The organism is Pseudomonas sp. AM4(2022) (assembly GCF_036346515.1).
GTDB classification, from domain to species: domain Bacteria; phylum Pseudomonadota; class Gammaproteobacteria; order Pseudomonadales; family Pseudomonadaceae; genus Aquipseudomonas; species Aquipseudomonas paracarnis.
This window is the reverse complement of sequence record NZ_JAOTNW010000008.1, coordinates 107,402-127,679: the sequence shown is the minus strand read 5'-3', so window position 1 is coordinate 127,679 and position 20,278 is coordinate 107,402. Positions and strand designations below refer to the sequence as shown.

General features: G+C 61.4%; 14 protein-coding genes. 7 read left to right on the top strand and 7 right to left on the bottom strand.

The genetic code is table 11. The annotated features are described in order from the left end of the window. The first annotated feature begins 5 nt into the window (after positions 1-5). The 7 genes from gspD to ODQ19_RS13120 all read left to right on the top strand — a co-directional run bounded on the left by gspD (position 6) and on the right by ODQ19_RS13120 (position 10,424). A complete protein-coding gene (gspD, locus tag ODQ19_RS13150) occupies positions 6-2,132 on the top strand; it encodes a type II secretion system secretin GspD (protein WP_330210256.1) in 2,127 nt (708 codons plus the stop codon). Positions 2,133-3,301: 1,169 nt separating this feature from the next. Further along, positions 3,302-5,695, top strand: a complete 2,394-nt coding sequence (locus ODQ19_RS13145; protein WP_330210255.1) for a TonB-dependent receptor plug domain-containing protein — start codon at positions 3,302-3,304, stop codon at positions 5,693-5,695. 19 nt (positions 5,696-5,714) lie between these two features. After that, positions 5,715-6,686: an amino acid ABC transporter permease gene (locus ODQ19_RS13140; protein ID WP_054898355.1), complete on the top strand. Its 972-nt coding sequence runs from the start codon at positions 5,715-5,717 to the stop codon at positions 6,684-6,686. After that, positions 6,679-7,452, top strand: a complete 774-nt coding sequence (locus ODQ19_RS13135) for an amino acid ABC transporter ATP-binding protein (RefSeq protein ID WP_047711276.1) — start codon at positions 6,679-6,681, stop codon at positions 7,450-7,452. The genes ODQ19_RS13140 and ODQ19_RS13135 overlap by 8 nt, the downstream gene beginning before the upstream one ends. Positions 7,453-7,470: 18 nt before the next feature. Beyond that, the gene (locus ODQ19_RS13130) at positions 7,471-8,394 is read left to right on the top strand and encodes an ABC transporter substrate-binding protein (protein ID WP_116665322.1); all 924 of its coding nucleotides are present in this window, start codon (positions 7,471-7,473) and stop codon (positions 8,392-8,394) included. A gap of 12 nt (positions 8,395-8,406) precedes the next feature. Then, a complete protein-coding gene (locus ODQ19_RS13125; protein ID WP_116665323.1) occupies positions 8,407-9,990 on the top strand; it encodes a flavin monoamine oxidase family protein in 1,584 nt (527 codons plus the stop codon). 11 nt (positions 9,991-10,001) lie between these two features. Beyond that, positions 10,002-10,424, top strand: a complete 423-nt coding sequence (locus ODQ19_RS13120; protein ID WP_330210254.1) for a RidA family protein — start codon at positions 10,002-10,004, stop codon at positions 10,422-10,424. A 3-nt stretch (positions 10,425-10,427) separates the two neighbouring features. Here the strand turns inward: ODQ19_RS13120 and ODQ19_RS13115 are convergent, their stop codons facing one another. From ODQ19_RS13115 to ODQ19_RS13085, 7 genes are all read right to left on the bottom strand, one after another. Beyond that, complete coding sequence (locus tag ODQ19_RS13115) at positions 10,428-11,210, bottom strand: hypothetical protein (protein WP_330210253.1); 783 nt, start codon at positions 11,208-11,210, stop codon at positions 10,428-10,430. A gap of 87 nt (positions 11,211-11,297) precedes the next feature. Further along, on the bottom strand, positions 11,298-12,134 hold the full coding sequence (locus ODQ19_RS13110; protein WP_330210252.1) for a 5'-nucleotidase, lipoprotein e(P4) family: 837 nt from the start codon (positions 12,132-12,134) through the stop codon (positions 11,298-11,300). Between the two features lie 59 nt (positions 12,135-12,193). Next, entirely contained in the window at positions 12,194-14,704 is a 2,511-nt protein-coding gene (locus tag ODQ19_RS13105; RefSeq protein ID WP_330210251.1) for a fimbria/pilus outer membrane usher protein, read from the bottom strand. A gap of 85 nt (positions 14,705-14,789) precedes the next feature. Next, positions 14,790-15,530 carry a fimbrial biogenesis chaperone gene (locus ODQ19_RS13100; RefSeq protein WP_003192448.1) on the bottom strand — a complete coding sequence of 247 codons (741 nt, stop codon included), beginning with the start codon at positions 15,528-15,530 and terminating at the stop codon, positions 14,790-14,792. Positions 15,531-15,605: 75 nt separating this feature from the next. Next, complete coding sequence (locus ODQ19_RS13095; RefSeq protein ID WP_003192447.1) at positions 15,606-16,208, bottom strand: fimbrial protein; 603 nt, start codon at positions 16,206-16,208, stop codon at positions 15,606-15,608. A 197-nt stretch (positions 16,209-16,405) separates the two neighbouring features. Beyond that, positions 16,406-17,053 (bottom strand): response regulator, encoded by a 648-nt coding sequence (locus ODQ19_RS13090; RefSeq protein ID WP_330210250.1) that lies wholly within the window; start codon positions 17,051-17,053, stop codon positions 16,406-16,408. A 23-nt stretch (positions 17,054-17,076) separates the two neighbouring features. Then, entirely contained in the window at positions 17,077-20,250 is a 3,174-nt protein-coding gene (locus ODQ19_RS13085; protein ID WP_330210249.1) for a hybrid sensor histidine kinase/response regulator, read from the bottom strand. Positions 20,251-20,278 lie beyond the last annotated feature (28 nt).

The window sequence follows — 20,278 nt, the reverse complement described above, 5'->3', positions numbered from 1 at the left end:
TCGATATGCGCACTTCGCTGTTTTGCCTGGCTACCGCCGTCTCCCTGGGCGGCTGTGGATCTTTGCCCGACACCCTCGACCCGGACGACGACCTGCTGCACGAGGCCCTGCAGGGCACCGGCGCACAACGCCCGCCGCTTGAGGCGCCTGTGGCCGAAAGCCCTCCACCTGCCAGCCAAGCCCCGCCACAGCGCCAGTTGATTCGCGGCAATCAAGCGTTCGTGCGCCAGCCCGCCGCGCCTGCCAACGTGCCGGAGCAGGGTGGCGATATCGTGTTCAACTTCGCCGATCAGCCCATCGAGGCCGTGATCAACAGCGTGATGGGCGACCTGCTGCACGAGAACTACAGCATCGCCGAGGGCGTGAAGGGCACTGTCAGCTTCTCCACCTCCAAACCCGTGGACAAACAGCATGCGCTGTCGATTCTCGAAACCCTGCTGTCCTGGACCGACAACGCCATGATCAAGCAGGGCAACCGCTATGTGATCCTGCCGGCCAACCAGGCAGTGGCGGGCAAGCTGGTGCCGCAGATGCGCGTGGCGCAACCGGCCAGCGGCCTCTCGGCACGTCTGTTTTCACTGCGCTATATCTCGGCCACCGAGATGCAGAAATTGCTCAAGCCCTTCGCCCGTGAAAACGCTTTTTTGTTGGTGGACCCGGCGCGCAATGTCCTGAGCCTGGCCGGTACGCCCGACGAACTGGCCAACTACCAGGACACCATCGACACCTTCGACGTGGATTGGCTCAAGGGCATGTCGGTGGCGGTGTTCGGCCTGCAGCGCGCCTCGGTGGCCGAGCTGATGCCCGAGCTGCAAGCCATGTTCGGCGCGGACAGCGGTACTCCCCTGGCCGGCATGCTGCGGTTCTTGCCGGTCGAGCGCACCAACTCGGTGGTGGCGATTTCTTCCCAGCCCCAGTACCTCAGCGAAGTGGGCGACTGGATCCGCACCATCGACGAGGGCGGCGGCAACGAGCCGCAGATGTATGTGTACGACGTGCGCAATATGAAGGCCGCCGACCTCGCCAAGTACCTGCGGCAAATCTACGGCAATGGCGCGATCAAGGATGACGCCCCGGCGAAGGTAGCGCCGGGGTTGCGTACCACCACCTTGTCCTCGTCCACCAGCGCCGGTTTGCAGGCCAACGCGCCCGTGCCCGCAGCCGAAGAACCTGAATCCGAGCCTGCCGAAAGCACCCAGGCGCCGCCCACCAGCGACCTCGAAGCGGGCACGCGCATCACCGCGCAAAAGAGCAGCAACCAACTGCTGGTACGCACCCGCCCGGCGCAATGGAAAGAGATCGAAGCGGCGATCAAACGCCTCGACAACCCACCGCTGCAAGTGCAGATCGAGACCCGCATCCTGGAGGTCAAGCTCACCGGCGAACTGGACCTGGGCGTGCAGTGGTACCTGGGCCGCCTGGCCGGCAATTCCACCAGCACCACGGTGGCCAACGCCTCCGGCAGCCAAGGCGCCTTGGGCGGTGGCGGGGCAGGGCTGGGGGCGGCGGACTCGTTGTTCTACTCCTTCGTCAGCTCCAACCTGCAAGTGGCCCTGCACGCCCTGGAAACCAACGGCCGCACCCAGGTGCTGTCGGCGCCATCGCTGGTGGTGATGAACAATCAGCCAGCGCAGATCCAGGTGGGGGACAACATTCCCATCAGCCAGACCACCGTTAACACCGGAGACGCCGACACCACCTTGAGCAGTGTCGAATATGTGCAGACGGGGGTGATTCTGGATGTGGTGCCACGTATCAATCCGGGCGGGCTGGTGTACATGGATATCCAGCAACAGGTCAGTGATGCCCAGAACCCGGCGGGGAGCAGTGAGACGCCGGTGAACCCGCGCATTTCCACGCGCTCGGTGTCCACTCAGGTGGCGGTGCAGAGTGGCCAGACAGTATTGCTCGGCGGGTTGATCAAGCAGGACAACGCTGAGAGCGTCAGTGCCGTGCCTTACCTGGGGAAGATTCCGGGGTTGCGCTGGTTGTTTGGCAATACCGGCAAGTCCAAGGACCGCACGGAGCTGATTGTGCTGATTACGCCGAGGGTGATTACCAGCAGCAGCCAGGCGCGGCAGGTGACGGATGATTATCGCCAGCAGATGCAGCTGTTGCGCCCTGTTCAATGATCCTGGCTGCACCGAGTACCAATGTGTGGCTTGCCTGCGATGACGGCCTGCCAGCCGACGCCTGTCTACCTGACACCCCGCGATCAAAAATGTGGGAGCTGGCTTGCCTGCGATGACGGCCTGCCAGCCGACACCTATCTACTTGACACCCCGCGATCAAAAATGTGGGAGCTGGCTTGCCTGCGATGGCGGCCTGCTAGCCGACGCCTATCTACTTGACACCCCGCGATCAAAAATGTGGGAGCTGGCTTGCCTGCGATGGCGGCCTGCTAGCCGACGCCTATCTATCTGACACCCCGCAATCAAAATGTGGGAGCGGGCTTGCTCGCGAATGCGGCCTGACAGCCGATGCAGTTATACCGGGTGTATATCCATTCCTGCGGTAACGACCACTTAGGGTTCCGCTCTGACAGCGGGTCACTTTGGAAAAGAGCCCCAAAGTAACCAAAGGGCTCTTGCCCCACCACTCGGCACCTCGCTTGGGCTCGGTGTACCCGTAATCCGCCAGTGATTTGGGGGGCCGCCGCCACGCGCCATCCATGGCGCGGGGCGGCTAAACCGGCATCCCTGCCGGTTTACCCCCCAAATCCCTGTCGAATTCCGGCCAGCGTGGTTTGACGGGGCGCCTCAGATCAAGAGCAGATCAAGAGCCAGATCAAGAGCCAGATCAAGAGCCAGATCAAGAGCGGCTCGCTTCGCATCGTGGTTACCGTCGGTAGCTACCGTTGCGATGGGGGCGTGTCAGTAAATGAATTTTGACTGGCCCACAGTCATCGGTAGCACGCCCCTTCCCACATTTTGAGCGTGCTGCGCGCGCAGATTAAAAATCATTTTTATGAATAATTATTTTTATAAATAATGAAAGTACAGAATATTAGCTTATGCCCAAATAGCATTATATTTTTAATATCCATTCCGTTATGTTTGATCCCAACAGCCTACCCCTGACCTCGGATGGTACCCAGCGTGATTCAGATTCTGCGCGCCTGACCGGGTAATCATCCCGCCGCAGCAGAATCGTTGGACGGGAGCTCAACGTATGTTGCCACTTCAACCCCCTCGCTTGCCCCACACCTAGCCCAAGCCGCATCGCCCCTTTGATTACCGGCCACACCGCGCCAGGCGCGTGTCTGCCCGACTTTGCGATTTGGAAAAAGCTGGGAATGGATATGAAGCAAATTCTGCAACCTACTGCTGCCCTGACCCTGTCGCTGTTCGCCGCAGCAGCCCAGGCCCAGGATGACAGCACCTTGTCGACGGTCGTCGTGACCGGCAACCGTGGCGCCGAGCAGCGCACGGTCACCAGCAGCCCGGTGCCGATTGACGTGGTCAGCGCCCAGCAATTGCAAAACACCGGCAAGCCCGGGTTGATGGAAGCGTTGAGCGCGGTGATCCCTTCGCTGACCCTGCCGGAAAAAACCGGTTGGGACGCCAGCGGCATTGCCCGGGCACCGAACCTGCGGGGCTTGAGCGCCGCCGAAGTATTGGTGCTGGTCAACGGCAAGCGCCGCCACACCAGTGCCACCTTGAATATCAACGGCATCAACACCGGCGCGGCGCCAGCTGACCTGGACCTGATCCCCATCAGCGCCATCGACCATGTCGAAGTACTGCGCGATGGTGCGGCTGCCCAATACGGGTCCGACGCCATCGCCGGGGTGATCAACGTAATCCTCAAGGCCGACACCCGCGGCACTTCGGTGACCCACGCGGGCCTTGGCTACGACGGCAAGAAACAGACCGTGCAGCAAAGCCTCAACAAGGGCTTCGAAATCGGCAACGGCGGCATCGTGCAACTGGCCCTGGATGCGCGCAGCCAGAACGATGACAACAAGGCCAGCGCCAACGGCTACACCTATGAGCAAGCCTATGGCCTGGCGGGCAAGTCCACCTATGGCGGCTACGGCACGCCCAAGACCAACCTGCTGACCCTGGGCTACAACGCCGAGTTGCCGATCGACGACAGCCTCAGCCTCTACTCCTTTACCACCTACTCGCGACGCAAGGCCGAGCAGGGGCAGAACTTCCGCCTGCCGACCATTACCAACACCATCACCACCGGGCCCAACGGTTACCCGGCCGGGTACACCCCGACCTGGTACATCGACGAGGACGACTTCCAGGCGGCGTTCGGTGGCAAGGGCACTGTGGGCGAGTGGGACTGGGACTTGTCTACCACCTATGGGCGCAACGAAGCGGAGCAGGGCACCACCCACAACCAGAACCCTTCCCTGGGCGAAGTCACCCCGAACAGCTTCACCTCCGGCACCTGGATTTCCACCGAGCTGACCACCAACCTGGACTTCAAGCGTGGCTTCGACATCGGTCTGCAAAAGCCCTTGGACCTGTCCTACGGCTTCGAGCATCGGCGCGACACATACGAGGTGCAAGCCGGCGATTACGCGTCCTATGCCAATGGTGGTTACTGCGTGGCGCCGGGTAACTGCGCATCGTCCGGGGCACAGGTCACCAACGGTATTTCACCGGACGAAGAAAGCAGCGCGTCACGCAACAGCCTGGCCGGTTATGTGGATGTGGGTTTCAACCCCCTGCCGGACTGGTACGTCGGCACGGCGGTGCGTTATGAGCATTACAACGAGGGCGTAGGCGCCACCCGCAGCGGCAAGCTGACCACCCGCTACGACTTCACCCCGCAGTTCGCGGTGCGCGCCACGGTGAGCAATGGCTTTCGGGCGCCGTCCCTGGCCAACAGTCTGTTCAGTGCGCGCTCCACCACCTATGGCGTCGTCGATGGGGTGTATCAGTCGATCAACTATGGCGTGCTCCCCGTGGGTTCGGCGGCGGCCCAGGCGCTAGGCGCGCAGGCGTTGAGGCCCGAGCGCTCCACCAACTTCAGCCTGGGTTTTACGCTCACACCCACAGACCGCCTGAGCTTCACCGCCGACGCCTACGTGATCAACCTGCGTGACCGCATTACCCTCACCGGCACCTTGCTGGGCCCGGAAGTCACCCAGGTGCTGCAGAACAACGGCATCAACTCCACCTCCGGCGGCCAGTACTTTATCAACGGCGCTGACACTCGCACCAAGGGTCTGGATTTGGTCAGCAGCTACAACCAGGACCTGGGCGCGTTCGGCGCGCTGAAGTGGACCGCCGCGTTCAACTGGAACCAGACCCAAATCCTCAACTACAAAGAATCCACCCACATTCTCGGCACGTCCTACGACCTGATGGACCGCCAGGCGCGCAACCTGATCACCGGTGTGCAACCCAACACCAAGCTGATCCTGGGCGGCGACTGGAGTATCGAACGCTTCAACCTCAACCTGGCCCTGACCCGCTACGGCTCGTACAAGGAAGTGAACTCATCGGCCAATCGTGACCTGGACCGGGTCTACAACGCCCGCTGGATTACCGACCTCGACCTTGGCTACAGCCTCACCAAAGACCTGAACATCGCCATCGGCGCCAAGAACCTGTTCGACCTCTATCCCAAGAAACAAGGGGTGCCGAGCAGCACCATGGTTGCCAGCTACGGCACCTATTCGCCCTACGGTTTTACCGGCGGGTATTACTACACCCGGCTGACTTACGCCTTCTGAGGCCTGCGAGGAAAAGAACATGCCCATTGTCGCCAAACCCTATGACCTGCTGGATGAAGTCAGCGCCCAACCGCTGCGCCAGCGCCGTGCCGCCACGCCGATCAAGGCGTTGCGGGTGGTGCCGGCCCGGCACCCCTGGCGCTGGGCCGGGTCGATTTTCGCCGCGCTGGTATTACTCGCCATCGTGCACTCCCTGGCCACCAACCCGCGCTGGGAATGGGGGGTGTTCGGCCAGTGGTTCTTTTCGCCCTCGGTGCTGCGCGGGTTGGGCCAGACGTTGCTGCTGACGCTGCTGAGCACAGTGTTCAGCATCCTGCTGGGTACCGCGCTGGCCCTGGCGCGGCTGTCGGGTTCGCCGTTGCTGGCGGCGTTGGCCTGGGGCTATATCTGGTTTTTCCGGTCGATGCCGGCACTGCTGGTGCTGATCATCCTCTACAACTTTGCCTACCTGTACGACCACATCGTGCTAGGCGTGCCGTTCACCGACCTGGTGTTCGCCGAGTGGTCGACGGTGGATGTGCTCAGCCAATTTACCGTGGCCGTCCTGGGCTTGAGCCTGATGCAGGCGGCCTACGCGGCGGAGATCATTCGCGGTGGGCTGATTGGCGTGGATGCCGGCCAGCATGAGGCGGCGGCGGCCTTGGGGCTGCCGGCCTCTCGACGCATCTTCCGGATCATCCTGCCCCAAGCGCTGCGCTCGATCTTGCCGTCGGGGTTCAACGAAATCATCGGCCTGGTCAAGGGCACCTCGATTGTCTACGTACTGGCCTTGCCCGAGCTGTTCTACACCGTGCAGGTCATCTACAACCGCACCCAGGCGGTGATCCCGTTGCTGATCGTCGCCACGGTCTGGTACCTGATCATCACCACCGTGCTCACCAGCGCCCAGTACTACGTCGAGCGCCACTTCGCCCGGGGCACCGCGCGGGTACTGCCACCCACGCCGTTGCAGCGCGTGCGCCGCTGGTTCAAGGAGAAGGCCCATGCCTGAAGCACGCGCCGGGCGCATTCAGATCCAGGGCGTGGGCAAGCGCTTTGGCAACCAGCAGGTACTCGATCATATCGACCTGAGCATTGACCCTGGGAAGGTCACGGTGATCCTCGGGCCGTCCGGCTCGGGCAAGTCCACCTTGCTGCGCACCATCAACCACTTGGAGAAGATCGACAGCGGGCATATCACCATCGACGGTGAATACGTCGGATATCGGCGCAAAGGCGACCTGCTTTTTGAACTCACCGAACGCGAGATTCTCAAGCGCCGTATCGACGTGGGCTTCGTGTTCCAGAACTTCAACCTGTTTCCCCACCTCACCGCCTGGGAAAACATCGCCGAAGCGCCCCTGGCGCACAAGCGCTGGAGCCGGGTGCAGGCCCGTGACAAGGCCGATGAATTACTCGCCAAGGTCGGCCTGGCGGACAAGGCCGACGCCTACCCGCGTCAGCTCTCCGGCGGCCAACAGCAACGCGTCGCCATCGCCCGGGCCTTGGCGCTCGACCCCAAAGTGCTGCTGTTCGACGAGCCCACTTCGGCCCTCGACCCGGAACTGGTGGGCGAGGTGCTGGACGTGATCAAGGGCCTGACCCAACTGGGCGTGACCCTGGTGATCGTCACCCATGAGATCGGCTTTGCCCGCGAAGTGGCCGACCACGTGGTGTTCCTCTGCGACGGCCAACTGATCGAAGAAGGCCCGCCCGAACAGATCTTGCGCCAACCCCGACATCCCCGCACCCAGGCCTTTCTCGGCAAAGTGCTTTAGTTCAAGGAGTGACTGCCCATGTTTATCACCACTGCCCGTGTCGTCCTGTTGGCGCTTGCTGGCGCCACTGCCCACAGCGCATTTGCCGTGCAACAGGTCGACCTCAGCCCCGACCGCCCGCGCATCCATGCGCCACGCAATGAAGCGGCCATTGCGCAGATCCCGCCCGGCTTCAAGTTCGCCCAGCCGGGCAAGTTCACCGTCGCCGTGTCAGGCGTAGCCGGGCCACCGCTGGCGCTGCTGGCCAGTGACGACAAGACCACCATCGGCAGCGAGGCCGACACCGCCCAACTGGTGGCCGACAGCCTTGGCCTGCAACTCAACGTGGTGCAGACCAGTTGGGAAGACTGGCCCCTGGGCGTCAGCTCGGGCAAATACGACGCGGTGATCAGCAACGTCACCGTGACCGAGGCGCGCAAAAAGCGTTTCGACTTCGCCACCTACCGCCAGGATGTGCTCGGGTTTTACGTCAAGAGCACCAGCAAGATCAGTGAGATCAAGCAGGCGGCGGACATTGCCGGGCTGAAGATCATCGTCGGCTCCGGCACCAACCAGGAAAAAGTCCTGCTGGCCTGGAACGAGGCCAATGAGAAAGCCGGCCTCAAACCTGCGTTGTTGCAGTACTTCGACGACCAGGCCGCCGCACAACTGGCGGTGCAGTCGGGGCGCAGTGACGCACTGTTCGGGCCGAACTCGGTGTACGCCTATTCGGCGGCGATCACCGGCGGCATCAAGCGCGTCGGCACCGTCAACGGTGGTTGGCCGTTGCAGGCCGATATCGCGGTGACCACGCGCAAGGACAACGGCCTGGTCAAACCGATTCACACCGCCCTGCAAGGTGCGATTGCCGGGGGGCAATACGCACAGGTGCTGCAACGTTGGGGCCTGGATGTGGAACGGGTCGACCAGTCGCTGATCAACCCGCCTGGGCTGCCGGATTAAGGAGGCACAGACATGGGACTGACACGACGTGAAGCGCTGTCGAGTATCGCGGCGGTGGGCGGTGAGAAAGCGGTCAAGGACGCACTGGCAGTGTTGGGCCTGGGCCCATCGTCACACCGTCGGCCGCAACCGCTGAAACTCAAGGATGGTCTGGGGCAAGGCACCCGCGTGCTGGTGCTGGGCGCCGGGATTGCCGGCCTGGTCACTGCGCTGGAGTTGACGCGCGCCGGCTTCAGTGTGCAGGTGCTGGAGGCCCGCGAGCGCGTGGGTGGCCGCACCTGGACCCTGCGTAACGGCGACCGCGTGGACTATAAGGACGGTCGCTCGCAGACGGTGGGGTTTGACCCAGGCCAGTATTTCAACGCCGGGCCGGCGCGCATCCCCAGCCAGCACCGCACAATCCTCGACTATTGCAGTGAACTGGGCGTGCCCCTGGAAGTGCTGGTCAACAGCAGTCATGGTGCCCAGGTGCGACCGGACTTGAGCCAGGCAGCGTTCAGCGTCGGCCAGGCGCTCAACGATACGCGCGGGCATTTATCCGGCTTGTTGGCCAAGGCGGTGCAACGCGATGCCCTTGACGATGTGCTGAGTGGCGAAGAGCGCACGCGCCTGCTGGCTTTTTTGCAGGTCTATGGCGACCTGTCCCAGGCGTTGGCGTTTGAGGGCACCCTGCGTTCGGGGCACCTCGAATCCGCCGCTCACCCTGGTGCCTTGCCTGCTCGCCGCAGCCCGTTGACGTTAGAGCGGTTGCTGCACCCGGAACTCTGGGGGGCTTTGCTGCACACCGAGTTCCCGGAATTTTCGGCCACCATGTTCCAGCCGGTGGGCGGCATGGACCGCATCACCGAGGCCTTCTACCGACGCGTGCAGGAGCAGGTGCAACTGGGCGCCCAGGTGCGGCAGATCCGCCAGTTGGAGGACGGCGTGGCGGTGACCTACCACGACCAGCACAGTGGCCGTGAACAGGTGGTGCGTGGCGACTTTCTGGTCTCCACCTTGCCACTGCCCCTGCTGGCCAAGCTTGATACCGACTTCAGCGCGCCGGTCAAGGCGGCCCTGCTCAGCACCCGCAGCGACCAGGCAACCAAGGTGGCCTGGCAATCCCCGCGCTTTTGGGAGACCGACTACCGCACCTACGGCGGCTTGTCGTGGATCGAGCACCCGACGCGCCTGCTGTGGTACCCCAGCAACGACCTCAACACTCGCGAAGGCGTGCTGGTGGCCGGTTACGTGACCGGCGAGGGCGCCGACGTGTTTGGCGGTCAGCCCCTCGATCAGCAGTACGCCGCTTCCCGGCAAGCCGTGGAGCTGTTGCATCCAGGTTATTCCAGGCATTTGCGTAATCCACTGGCGGTGTCCTGGGAGCAGATCCCCTACAGCGAAGGCCCGTGGTTGCAACGCGAACACTTCCCCGCCCAAGCCCACGCCTTGCTTGAACAGCCCCATGGCCGGGTGTACTTCGCCGGCGACGGTCTGGTGCAGAGCGGCGTGGGTATCTGGCAGGAATCGGCAGCCAACTCGGCGCGCCATGTGGTCGCGCAACTGGCCGAGCGCATCACCCAACAACACCAACTCGCGGCGTTGGCCGCATCCTGAGGAGCCACACCATGAGTGACAGCATCCAACGCACCAGCGTCGGCGAATTCCCTATCTCGCAAACCGTCACCGTGCCGGCCTCGGCCAGCCTGGTGTTTGTCAGCGGCACGCTACCGGACCCCGCTGACCCGAAGGTGCCTGGTGTATATGGCGACACCGAAGTGCAGAGCGTTTCAGTGTTCAACAAACTGCGCCAGATCCTGCGCCAACATGACCTGGACCTGGGCGACATCGTGCAGTTACGGGTGTTTCTGGTCGGCGCTGAAGAGACCGGTGGCAAGCTGGATTTTGCCGGGTTGCAGCGCGGCTATACCCAGTTCTTTGGCACGGTGGACCAACCGAACAAGCCGGCGCGCACCGCGTTGCAAGTAGTGGCGTTGCCGTTGCCGGGGGCGTTGGTGGAGGTGGAGGCGATTGCGGCCAGGAACCTTTGATCCTCAAGACTGTGCTTTTTGAGGGCTCGATGAGGTCTGCGCATGTGTGTCATCACTCGGCTCTTTGGATGACAAATGCTCTGTAAATGGCTTGCTCTGCTCCGCAAGATTGATTTTCTTATTTGAAGCAGAGCTTTGCTCATGTCGGGCAGCCAATGCATGCAGGCTGGCGAGTTTGTTCATGAGTTTTGGACAGTTCGTCTGAAGTGCGTCAACCGCGCCTTGCGAGTCCCTATAAAGCATAAGTGTGGTAAGTGAAAAGGACAGCGACATTGACGCCATGTACAGCGTTCCGAGCATTTCATGTCCGTTGGTTTTAAGGACACTGCATGCATAAAGAATGAATAGCGAAGCAAATATGGCCGCGGACACGGAAAAAGCTTTGATGACGCCCCATATCAGAAATGTCAGGCTACCTTCAATAAAAATCACCGGAGACGCGCAGCCTATGAATCCACAAATTATGTAGTTCAGCACTTGGGGTATTAAGATGATGCCCACGATCACCAGCAAGATCATCAAGTCCTTTTCAAGGTCAAGCATTACAGTCAATAGGCGACTGAGGAATGATCCAATCGGCCCTTGGAATGTACCATTGCTGATTGCGCCCGTTATGAATGCGTACGTCGCTAACGCGAGGGTAATGACCATCGTTAGGGAAAATAGATAGAAGGTGACTCTTAGATCATCACCATATTTTTTGCGTAATTGGACGATCGCCACTCCGCTGAGAAAAGCGAATGCCATAAACGAAAGTATAAGCAGACCGATAATTTTGATGGTCATTTTGGTGGACTTCCTGTCAAGTAAAAGTGTCCTTGCTGGTGCGCTGCTCGTGAGCAGTCACTCAAAAACGTTCTTATCCTACCAAGGCTACTCTTGCATGAGCAGTGCGCTCTGCTTGAGCCTGCGTTTCTGCGCAAACGGCAAGCTCTCATCATCCCCATACGGTGCGCTGTACCAGTTGCCGTAGCTCGGGTTGGGCAGCAGGAACCAACGCTGGCCTAGCCAATTCACATAGGGTTCGACGGCCTTGCGTTGTGCATCCAGGGTGTTGTGTTCGGCTTGCACGAAATCTCCCAGCGAGTCACCGGCCATCAACAGCACGCGGGCATGGCTGGCGACCCACTGGCGGCGGCACTGCTTGCCGTAGCCTGCGCTTTCGCAGTGGCCGGTGGGGGTGCTGGCCGCCAGGATCTGTGCGTCGCTCTCAATCGGAAAGCCGCGCAAACGCAGGTTTTTGGCGGTGGCCGCGACCTGGCTGTGCTCGCGGTTGGTGAGGTAGTACACCTTGACACCTTTTTGTCTGGCCGCTTGCAGGAACGCCACGGAACCCGGCAGCGCCTGAGCCTTGGCCTGCTCGACCCAGGTATTCCAGCGATCGTAGGAATAGACCTGATTGTTGATGATGTCGCGAGCGTTGAGCGGCACGTTGTCCAACAGGGTCTCGTCGATATCCACGATTACCGCCGGCGGCAGACCGGTCAGCTTGCGCGCAGGCAAAGGCAGTGCGTCCCAGTTGGGGTCGGCCAGCGCTATATCGAGTTGGCGGGTAGCGTTGGCGAAGAGCTGGCGGTAGATCAGTTCGTGCTCGATGGACGTTTGGGTCCAGAGCACGGCGTCGAGTTGATCGTTGGCCAGGGGTGTTTGCTGGCAGCCTGCCAGGGCGGCGGTCAGCAGGCAGGCACTGGCGAGGAACAGGTTACGCATGGGCAAATCTCGCAGAGGATGGGTGCGTCGTCGGCACAGTAGCGCATTCCCCCGCACAATCAAGGCGTACACACCAGTGCCTGGCGCTCGTAGTTCAGCGCCTTGTTCTGCGGTGGCAACGTATAGGCGGCACGACAATGCTGCTCACCCCACTTGATGATCAGTGTGCCCTGATCCTCTTCCACCAGCGCCAGGGCATTACCATTGGGATCGGCAATCGCCAACTGTTTGCCATTGGCGTCTTCCAGTGAGGCACCAAACGACAGCGGTTGATGCTCTGCATCAAACAACTCAAACAACACCCGCCGCCCGGTGGTGCCGCTGTAATGCGCCACCACGATGGCGCCACGGCGCGGCACCAGTTGCTGGGTGGCGTTGGTGATTTCCACGTCGCCACCCAGATCGCGAGTGTCCAGGCTGATCCAGTTGACCCGGTAGGGTTGCGCAGTGGGCACCACCGCATAGCCGTTGTAGCCGGTTTCCACCCCGCTGTAGCTGCTGATCTTGGCTCCAGCGACGCCTGGTACTTCGGCGAGGGCGAAGGTCTCGCTGACCGTCTGCCCCAGGTTGACGCCACCCGCATGAGCCACCACGGAGCCTGCGAGGTTGAAGTTCTGTGAGTTGTAGCCCTGGCCCTGGCTGTAACCGAGGCTGACGTCTGCCACGGCGGTGCGACTGTTGATGTTCACCGAGCCTGAGTCGCCGCTGGTGTCACTGTGGCCGGCCTGCACCGAATAGAAAGTGTCGCTGGTGTCGGCCACGTAGCCATTGATGCCCGCTTGGGTGGTGGTGTCACCGCGTTGGTGGCTGGTGGTGACAAACGCCCGTGGCGCGCGGGCCTGACTGCCCAGTGGGAAAGACACCGACAGGTTCACCTGCGTGTCGCTGCTCGGCTCGCCCCAGGTGACGATCTGCTTGGTGCGCGTCACGCCAAGATTGTAGCTCAGATCGCCCCAGTTGCCGGTGTAGCCCGCGGAAAAGCTCTGGGAACCGCCGCGATTCCAGTAGCGTTGGTCGCTGGCGTTCACATACAGGCTGCCAAATTCGCTGTTGCGCCCGAGGCTCTGGTTGATGGTCAGGTCGGTGCGGGTTTTCGAGTGGCCGGTGCGTACGCGCAGGTCTTCGCTGCTGTCTTCCACATGGTCGGTGAGGGTGCGATAGCCCTCGGTAGAGTAACGGTAGGCGGCCAGGGTGAAGTTGGTATCGGTGCCGGCAAAGGTCTTGGCGTACAAGGCGCGCACGCTGCTGCCCTGGGACGTACGCCCCTGAGCCTTGCTGGACGAGTGGGTGGTATCCAGGGAGAACGCACCGAAGGCAGTGTTCCTGCCGGCGCCGATCGACAGTGCGCTGTAGTCCTCACTGGCTTGCACACCGACAATCCCACTGAGGTTGCTGGTCAAGCCATAAGCCAGCGTACCGCTGAGAAAGCGCGGGCTTGCCAGGCCATCGGCATTGCTTTTGAACGTGCCCGCCGAGACGCTGTATTTCACCTGGCCTTCGCGCACCATGATCGGCAGGCTGGAGAACGCCTGCATCGTCACCCGCCGCGTGCCGTCGGCTTCGATCACGGTGATTTGCAGGTCACCGTTGGAGCCGCTGGGGTAGATATCGTTGATCTCGAATGGCCCCGGCGCGACGTTGGCGGTATAGAGGATGTAGTCGTTCTGGCGGATTTCCACCGTCGCGTTGGTCTGCGCGACTCCACGGATTACGGGTGCATAGCCGCGCTCGCTGTCGGCGCGCATGCCATCATCCGAGGCGAGCTTGACCCCGCGATAGCGCACGCTGTCGAACAGGTCGGTGTCGGAGAAAATCTCACCGGCGCTGAACTGGCCCCTGATCGCGGTGACGTCATGCTGCAAGTAAGTGCGGTTGCTGGTAAAGGTGTTCGAGCGATCGGTGCCGCCGCTCAGGTTCGACTCGTTGCGCAGGCGCCAGGCCCCCAGGTTGATGCCGTTGCGCAGGCCCAGGTTATTGGCGATGCGGGTCTTGTAGTCGCCGGCGGTGCGGCTGCTGTTGAGCTGGTAGTTGATGAAGGCGGCGGACACACCGTCGTCCCACAACTGTGGGTCGACATACCCGCGCAGGCCGCGCTGCATCGCTACCTGCGGAATACTCGCGAGCAGGCGCAGACGGCTGCTGTCGTAGCGCACGCTGGCGTCTTCGATCATGTCGGCAAGGGCGTAGCAGTCCTGCGGCTGCTGCGGGTCAAGTTTGCCCTCGGCCTGCAATCGGTGCAGGTCGATACCCAGTTGCTTGAGCAGGTCGAGGGTCAGGCAGGCTTCGACGCGGCCGTTTTTAGGGTTGCGCTTGAAGTCGATATCACGCCGGCCCACCAGCACTTCGTTGCTGTACAAATCGACGCGGTAATTGCCCGGCAGCACGCTGTTGGCCGAGAGCAATTGCTGCAGGTCCACCGGCGACTGCGAGCCTTGCAGGAAGGTGGTGTTGAAGGTTTGCGCAGCGTCATCGGCCATGGCCAGGCTGGGCAAGCTGGCAGCAATCGCCAGCGACAGCGTCTTCAACTTCAGTACGCCACGTGCGGGCCTGTTGCTGGAAAGAAAAGACATGCGAAGACCTATGACATCCCTGATTGACGGACAGCCGGGCACGCAAACACGCACGCGAAGTGAGCCTGTGGGTTAGCGAAAGTGCTTAGGGGTTGAGGCGCGATTCAGTCGCATGCGCCGGTAGCGCAGTGCCGCTGGTCAGCGGCGCGCTGTAGTGATTCTGCGCGCCGTAGTCATTGATGCTGGAAAACGACAACTGCACCGGCCCACTGGCAACTGGAGCACTGAGCGCAAACTGTTTTTGCTCGCCGGGCGCGATCATGGTGGAGTCGCTGGCCAATACCGCCTGTACTTTGATGTCGGCCATGGACACGTGGTACAGCGTCGGGTTTTTCACCTGCAACAGGGTTTGGCTGCCGTGTTTGGCCAGCGTCCATTCAAGCTGCGCAGGGGCTTGCAGCGCGCTGCCGGTAAGACCGGCAGGGCGGTAGAAAATCTTGATGCGTTGGCGGATGGCCAACTGCAAGGTGTTCTCGGCCTCGCTGGCCTTGGGGATTTCCTGCACATTGAGCCACACCACCGACTCGCGGTCCGTGGGCATGCCGGTGCCTTCATACAGAATGCGCAGCAGTTGTTGTTCCTTGGCGAATACCCGTGCCAGTGGCGGGGTGACGGCAAACGGCGCGCGGCTGGCGCTGGCGTCGTTCATGTCGACCCAGGATTGAATCAATACATCCTGGTTACCGTTACGCACGGTAATGTTGGCTTCCTTGTGGTCACCGTCAAACACGATACGGGTGGCATTCAATGAAATGCTGGCGGCGGCCTGGGTAGCCATGAGCAAGCCCAGCAGCCCCAGACATGCGGCGATAGAACGAGGCGGCATGACGGTTATCCGGTGTAATCAGAAGACAATGGCGAGGCCGGAAGGCCTCGCGCGTTCGGTGCCCGGGGCGCCGAATTATTCGTATTGCAGGATGAACGGCAGGGTGGCGTCACCGCGACCGGCGGTCGACGAACCAGCCGCTGCGGTAGTGACGTAGGCGGCCGCGAAGCTCAGGGTGGCGTCGCCGCCTTCAGTGCCAGCACCGTGCATGGTGCTTTCAATACGTGCGGTGCTTGGCGAGCTGAGGTCAATCAGACCGCCCTTGCTGTCGAGCAGGGCAATACCGACGTTTTGTGCAGTGGCCGAACCCGGGTTCAGGGCCAGTACTTTTTTGCCGGTGACCAGGCCCGAACCGCCGTTGTTGGCGTCAAAGATCATGGCGACCTTGGTGCCCTGGTTGCAGTTGACGTTCAGGTTGAAGTCTTTGGCGGTCACACGACCTGCGGTTGGGTTTTCCGCGGTGCCCATGTCCTTGATCGAAACGTTGCCCATGTCCACCGAAATGGTGCGGTCGGAGTTGGCGCCGTCCACCGAGCACGCGTCGTTGTTGATCACGCCGGTGAAGGTGATTTTGCCGCTGCCGCCCAGGGTTGGCGTAGGAGCAGGATCCACGGCAAATGCACTGCCGGAAGCGGCGATAATGGCCGAGGCGATCACAGCCAGGGAAAACTTCTTCATGATGATGTCCGTAAGTGTTAGTTGAAAAGTTTGCTGTTGTTGAACTGCGAGCAAAGAGTAGGCGACGAGGCGGCGGGAGCGAATAAGACGATTCTTATAAGCGCTGGGGTGGGCAGGTTATTTGTGCTGTTGCAGCGGTTAAAGGCTTGAAAATAAAGGGCAAAGCCATTGTCCAGGAATGGCTTGCAAGTGATGCGTTAGTTGAAAATGTTACGTTCCAGGCAATAAGCAAGTAGATCCTGGTCGCTGCTGACTTCAAGTTTGCGCATGGCCGATATCTTTTGTGCGCTGATGGTCTTTGAACTTCGGTTCTGGCGGCGCGCAATGTCACTCACGCTCATGCCGGAAATAAACAGGCGCAGGATCTCGAACTCTTTGGGCGACAAACTGGTAAAGCGCTCGTCAATTGCCGTGAGGGTCTCTATTACCGAGGTCTTTGGCGGCTCCAGGCTGCGATAGTCGCTGTCCTGGGCGATCGCCTTGAGTGCCAGTTGAATCTCGGTATGCAACTGGCTTTTCTGGATGATGCCGACCACGCCCAGCTCTTGCAGGCGGGTGAGGATCAGGTGGTTGGAGATCATGGTCAGGATCAGGATCTGTACCTGCGGGAAGTGTCGTTTCAGGTACTCCACCAGCTTCAGGCCATCGCCATAAGGCGAGTCGCCCGGCATGTTGTAGTCGGTAATCACGATGTCAGCGCCTTGATGCTGCAACAGCTCGATCAGGCCGGCCGAACACACGGCCTCGCCGATGACTTGAAAACGCATGTCACGCTCTACCAGTTCGCGAACGCCAAGCAACACGATCGGGTGATCGTCCGCGATTACCACATTGAATTTTTTCATAAAGGGCCGTCCGTAGTGCCAGTTCAAGTGAGTGAAGAGTGCCCGGGCTGGAGAGTCTCCAGAACGGCCGACAGACGCTGCATCACAGTCTTCACCTTGAGCTCAAGCGTTGTGTCGAGGCTGCCGCGGTTAAGTGCGCTTTCCAGTTCGATGCAGGCCTGGGCCAGGCTGAGCGCCTGCACTGCGCCCAGGGCCCCAGCGATCGAGTGCAGCAATTGGCCGAGGCCGCGGGCATCACGCTGGACCAGGGCCACGCCGATGCGCTGCACATCCTGCTGCACGCTGCTGATGAACAGCGGGCGCATCTTGTCCGACAGTTGCACGCGGTCGTCGAATACCTGGGCGTCAGGCTCAACCGGCGACTTGATCTTGCACAGTTTGATCAACTGGTCGCGCAGGGTCTGCAGGCTCAAGGGCTTGACGATCCAGGCGTTCATGCCCACTGCCAGGCAACGTACGCCTTCCTCGCGCATTGCATTGGCGGTCACGCCGACAATCGGCAACTGTGGATCATGCTCACGCAAGGTCCTGGCCAGTTCATAGCCATTCATCAACGGCATATTCACGTCGGTCAGCACCAGGTCGAAGGCCTCCGGTTGCCATAACTGCAACGCCTGTTCACCGTTGGCGGCCAGGCTCACCGAGCAACCGAGCGCCTCCAGTTGCTCCTTGATGATCGCCTGGTTGACCGGGTTGTCCTCGGCCACCAGGATGCGCAGCTCCAGCCGTCCGGCGCTTTGTGGCCGGGTCGCCGTGGGGTGCTCGTGCCTGCCGTGCTGCGCCAGTGATACGGTGGCGGCGATGGTGCGTATGTCGTGCATATCCACCACCCAGCCTTGCGCCGTGTGCAGCGGCGGGCTGTGCGCACCGGGCAGGCAGAGCACACGTTGGCCGGCCCATGGCTTGGGGGGCTCGCCAGGTAACAGATCTACCAGTACCGCGTGGTGACTGTCTTTGTCCTGGGGGGGCGCGGCCCGGGCGGCGGTGATGCCCAAGCGGTTGAGCCAGTCACTCATTGCCTGCGCCAGTTCGCGTACCGGTGCCTGCACGTACACCGGCGTCGGGCTGGGTTCGATCAGCGGCAGGTTGGTCAGTGCGCCACAACACAGTGGCAAGCGCATTTTCAGGGTAAAGCTGCTGCCCAGTCCGGGCTCGCTGACCACGCGGATTTCGCCGTCCATCATCTGCGCCAGCCACCGGCAGATCGGCAAGCCCAGCCCGGTGCCGCCTTCGCTGGCGGTGTCCGGTGCCTGGTAGAACAGATCGAAGAGCTTGGCCTGCTGCGCCTCGGCAATGCCCACGCCGGAATCGGTGACTTGCCATTCCAGGTCGACATTATTGGCGTCGCTGCCCACCACCCTGGCACGAATCACCACGCACCCAAAGTCGGTGAACTTGATGGCGTTGCTCACCAGGTTATTGAGGACCTGGCGGATGCGCATCGGGTCGCCCATCAGGCAGTTCGGCAACTGCGGGTCGATGCAACTGTAAAGCTGCAACCCCTTGCGCCGGGCGAAGGCGGCGTAGGTGTGCAAGGTATCTTCGAGCATGTCCAGCGGACAGAAATCCACGGCTTCTATCGCCATTTGCCCGGACTCGATCTTCGAGACATCCAACACATCGCTGATCAGTTGGAACAGTGTGGCGGACGAACGCTGGATGGTGTGCAGGTAGGTTTTCTGATGCGGGTCGAGGTCGGTCAGGCCGAGCAATTCGAGGGTGCCGAGCACGCCATACAGCGGCGTGCGGATCTCATGGCTCATGGTTGCCAGGAACAGCGTCTTGGCCTCGCTGGCCGCATCGGCGGCATGACGTGCCTCTTCCAGGGCCTGGGCGTCTTCGATGTGCCGGGTGATATCGTTGAATGCATACAGGCGTACGTCTTGAGCCTGATAACGGGTCGACACAAAGCCGATCTGCAGGTGCCGGCCTTCGATCTCCAAGTGCGTCTCACCGCTCTCGGCGCCATCGTGCTTACCGGCCATGGCCTGCACCAGGCGCGAGGTGCCCGGCCATTGCTGGGCGCGCTGGTTTTCGATCAATACCTTGCCATCGCTGCGTCGCACCACGCATAACCCAGTGGGGGCGGTGTCGATGATCACGCGGCTGAACGCCACGCTTTCGGCGATGCGTTCGTGGGCCAGTTGTGCCGGAGTGATCACCTGGCGTCGATACCATCGGCTGCCGGCCCAACCCAGTGTAATCAGGCTGAACAGCAGCAACGCCATGGTGCTCAACGGCCACAATGCGGAGTGAAAGAAGTGCGAGTAGTCCAGGCCATAGACCGCGCTCCAGGGCTGGTCGCCGGCCTCGGTGACCTTGAATTCAAAACCGTCGGCCGTGAAATGCACACCATCGCTGAGCTGCGCCTGGGTGGTTGGCCCAATCAACCGGTTGCCGTCAGGGCCTATCAGGGTAAAGCGATCAAACGCCGAGTGATTCAGCGCGCGCTGTACATCGTCGACCTGCGACACGTCGAGCAGGGTGCCGATCACGGCCTGGCCCTGGGCGTCGAGTGGCAGGCCGATGTAGGCCAGCAAATGCTCGGGTTCGGGGCCGGCCTGCCAATACACCCGATTCTGCTCCAGTGGCTGCGGCGCCTGTGCAAGGATTTGCTGCACGGCGTTGACCCGGGCCACCGGGTTGTCGGTATCCTCGGGGTTTTCCCGGTGCTGATAGCCCACGGACGGAATGGTGATGGCGTAGTCGGCCTGGCGATTGAGCAGGAAGGTTTGCGGCGCCTCGTACGGCGACGAGGACCAGAAGGCGCTGTAGTAGCTGGTCAAGTGCGCACCCAGGGCAAAAATCGGCGGCCTGGCGGCGGTGCTGATCTGCTGTTCATCGAACTTGACGCTGAAGGGCACCGAAAACGAATACTTCTGGCCTTCGTACAGCGTGCGACGGTTGTCGACCATGCGGCTTTTGAGGCTGACCTGCACGTTGGTGGCGTGCAGCAGTTCGGCCTGGATGCCGGGGTGTGTCAGGCTCTTGAGGTAGGTTTGCTGTTCTGCGAGGTTTTCCATCAGCCGCGCAAAGTGAAAGCGCATCGCGCTGTAGCGAATTTCGACGCCCCGGTGCAGAGACCAGTAATTGGTCAGCATCAGCAGCAACGCGATTCCCATCAACACCATCAAGCCTTTGTTCAGGCGCAATGAGCTGCGGGTAAAGGCTTCGAGAATCGCGTTATTGTGCTTCATCAAGGTTTTCCGCAGGCGCAGGATAAAT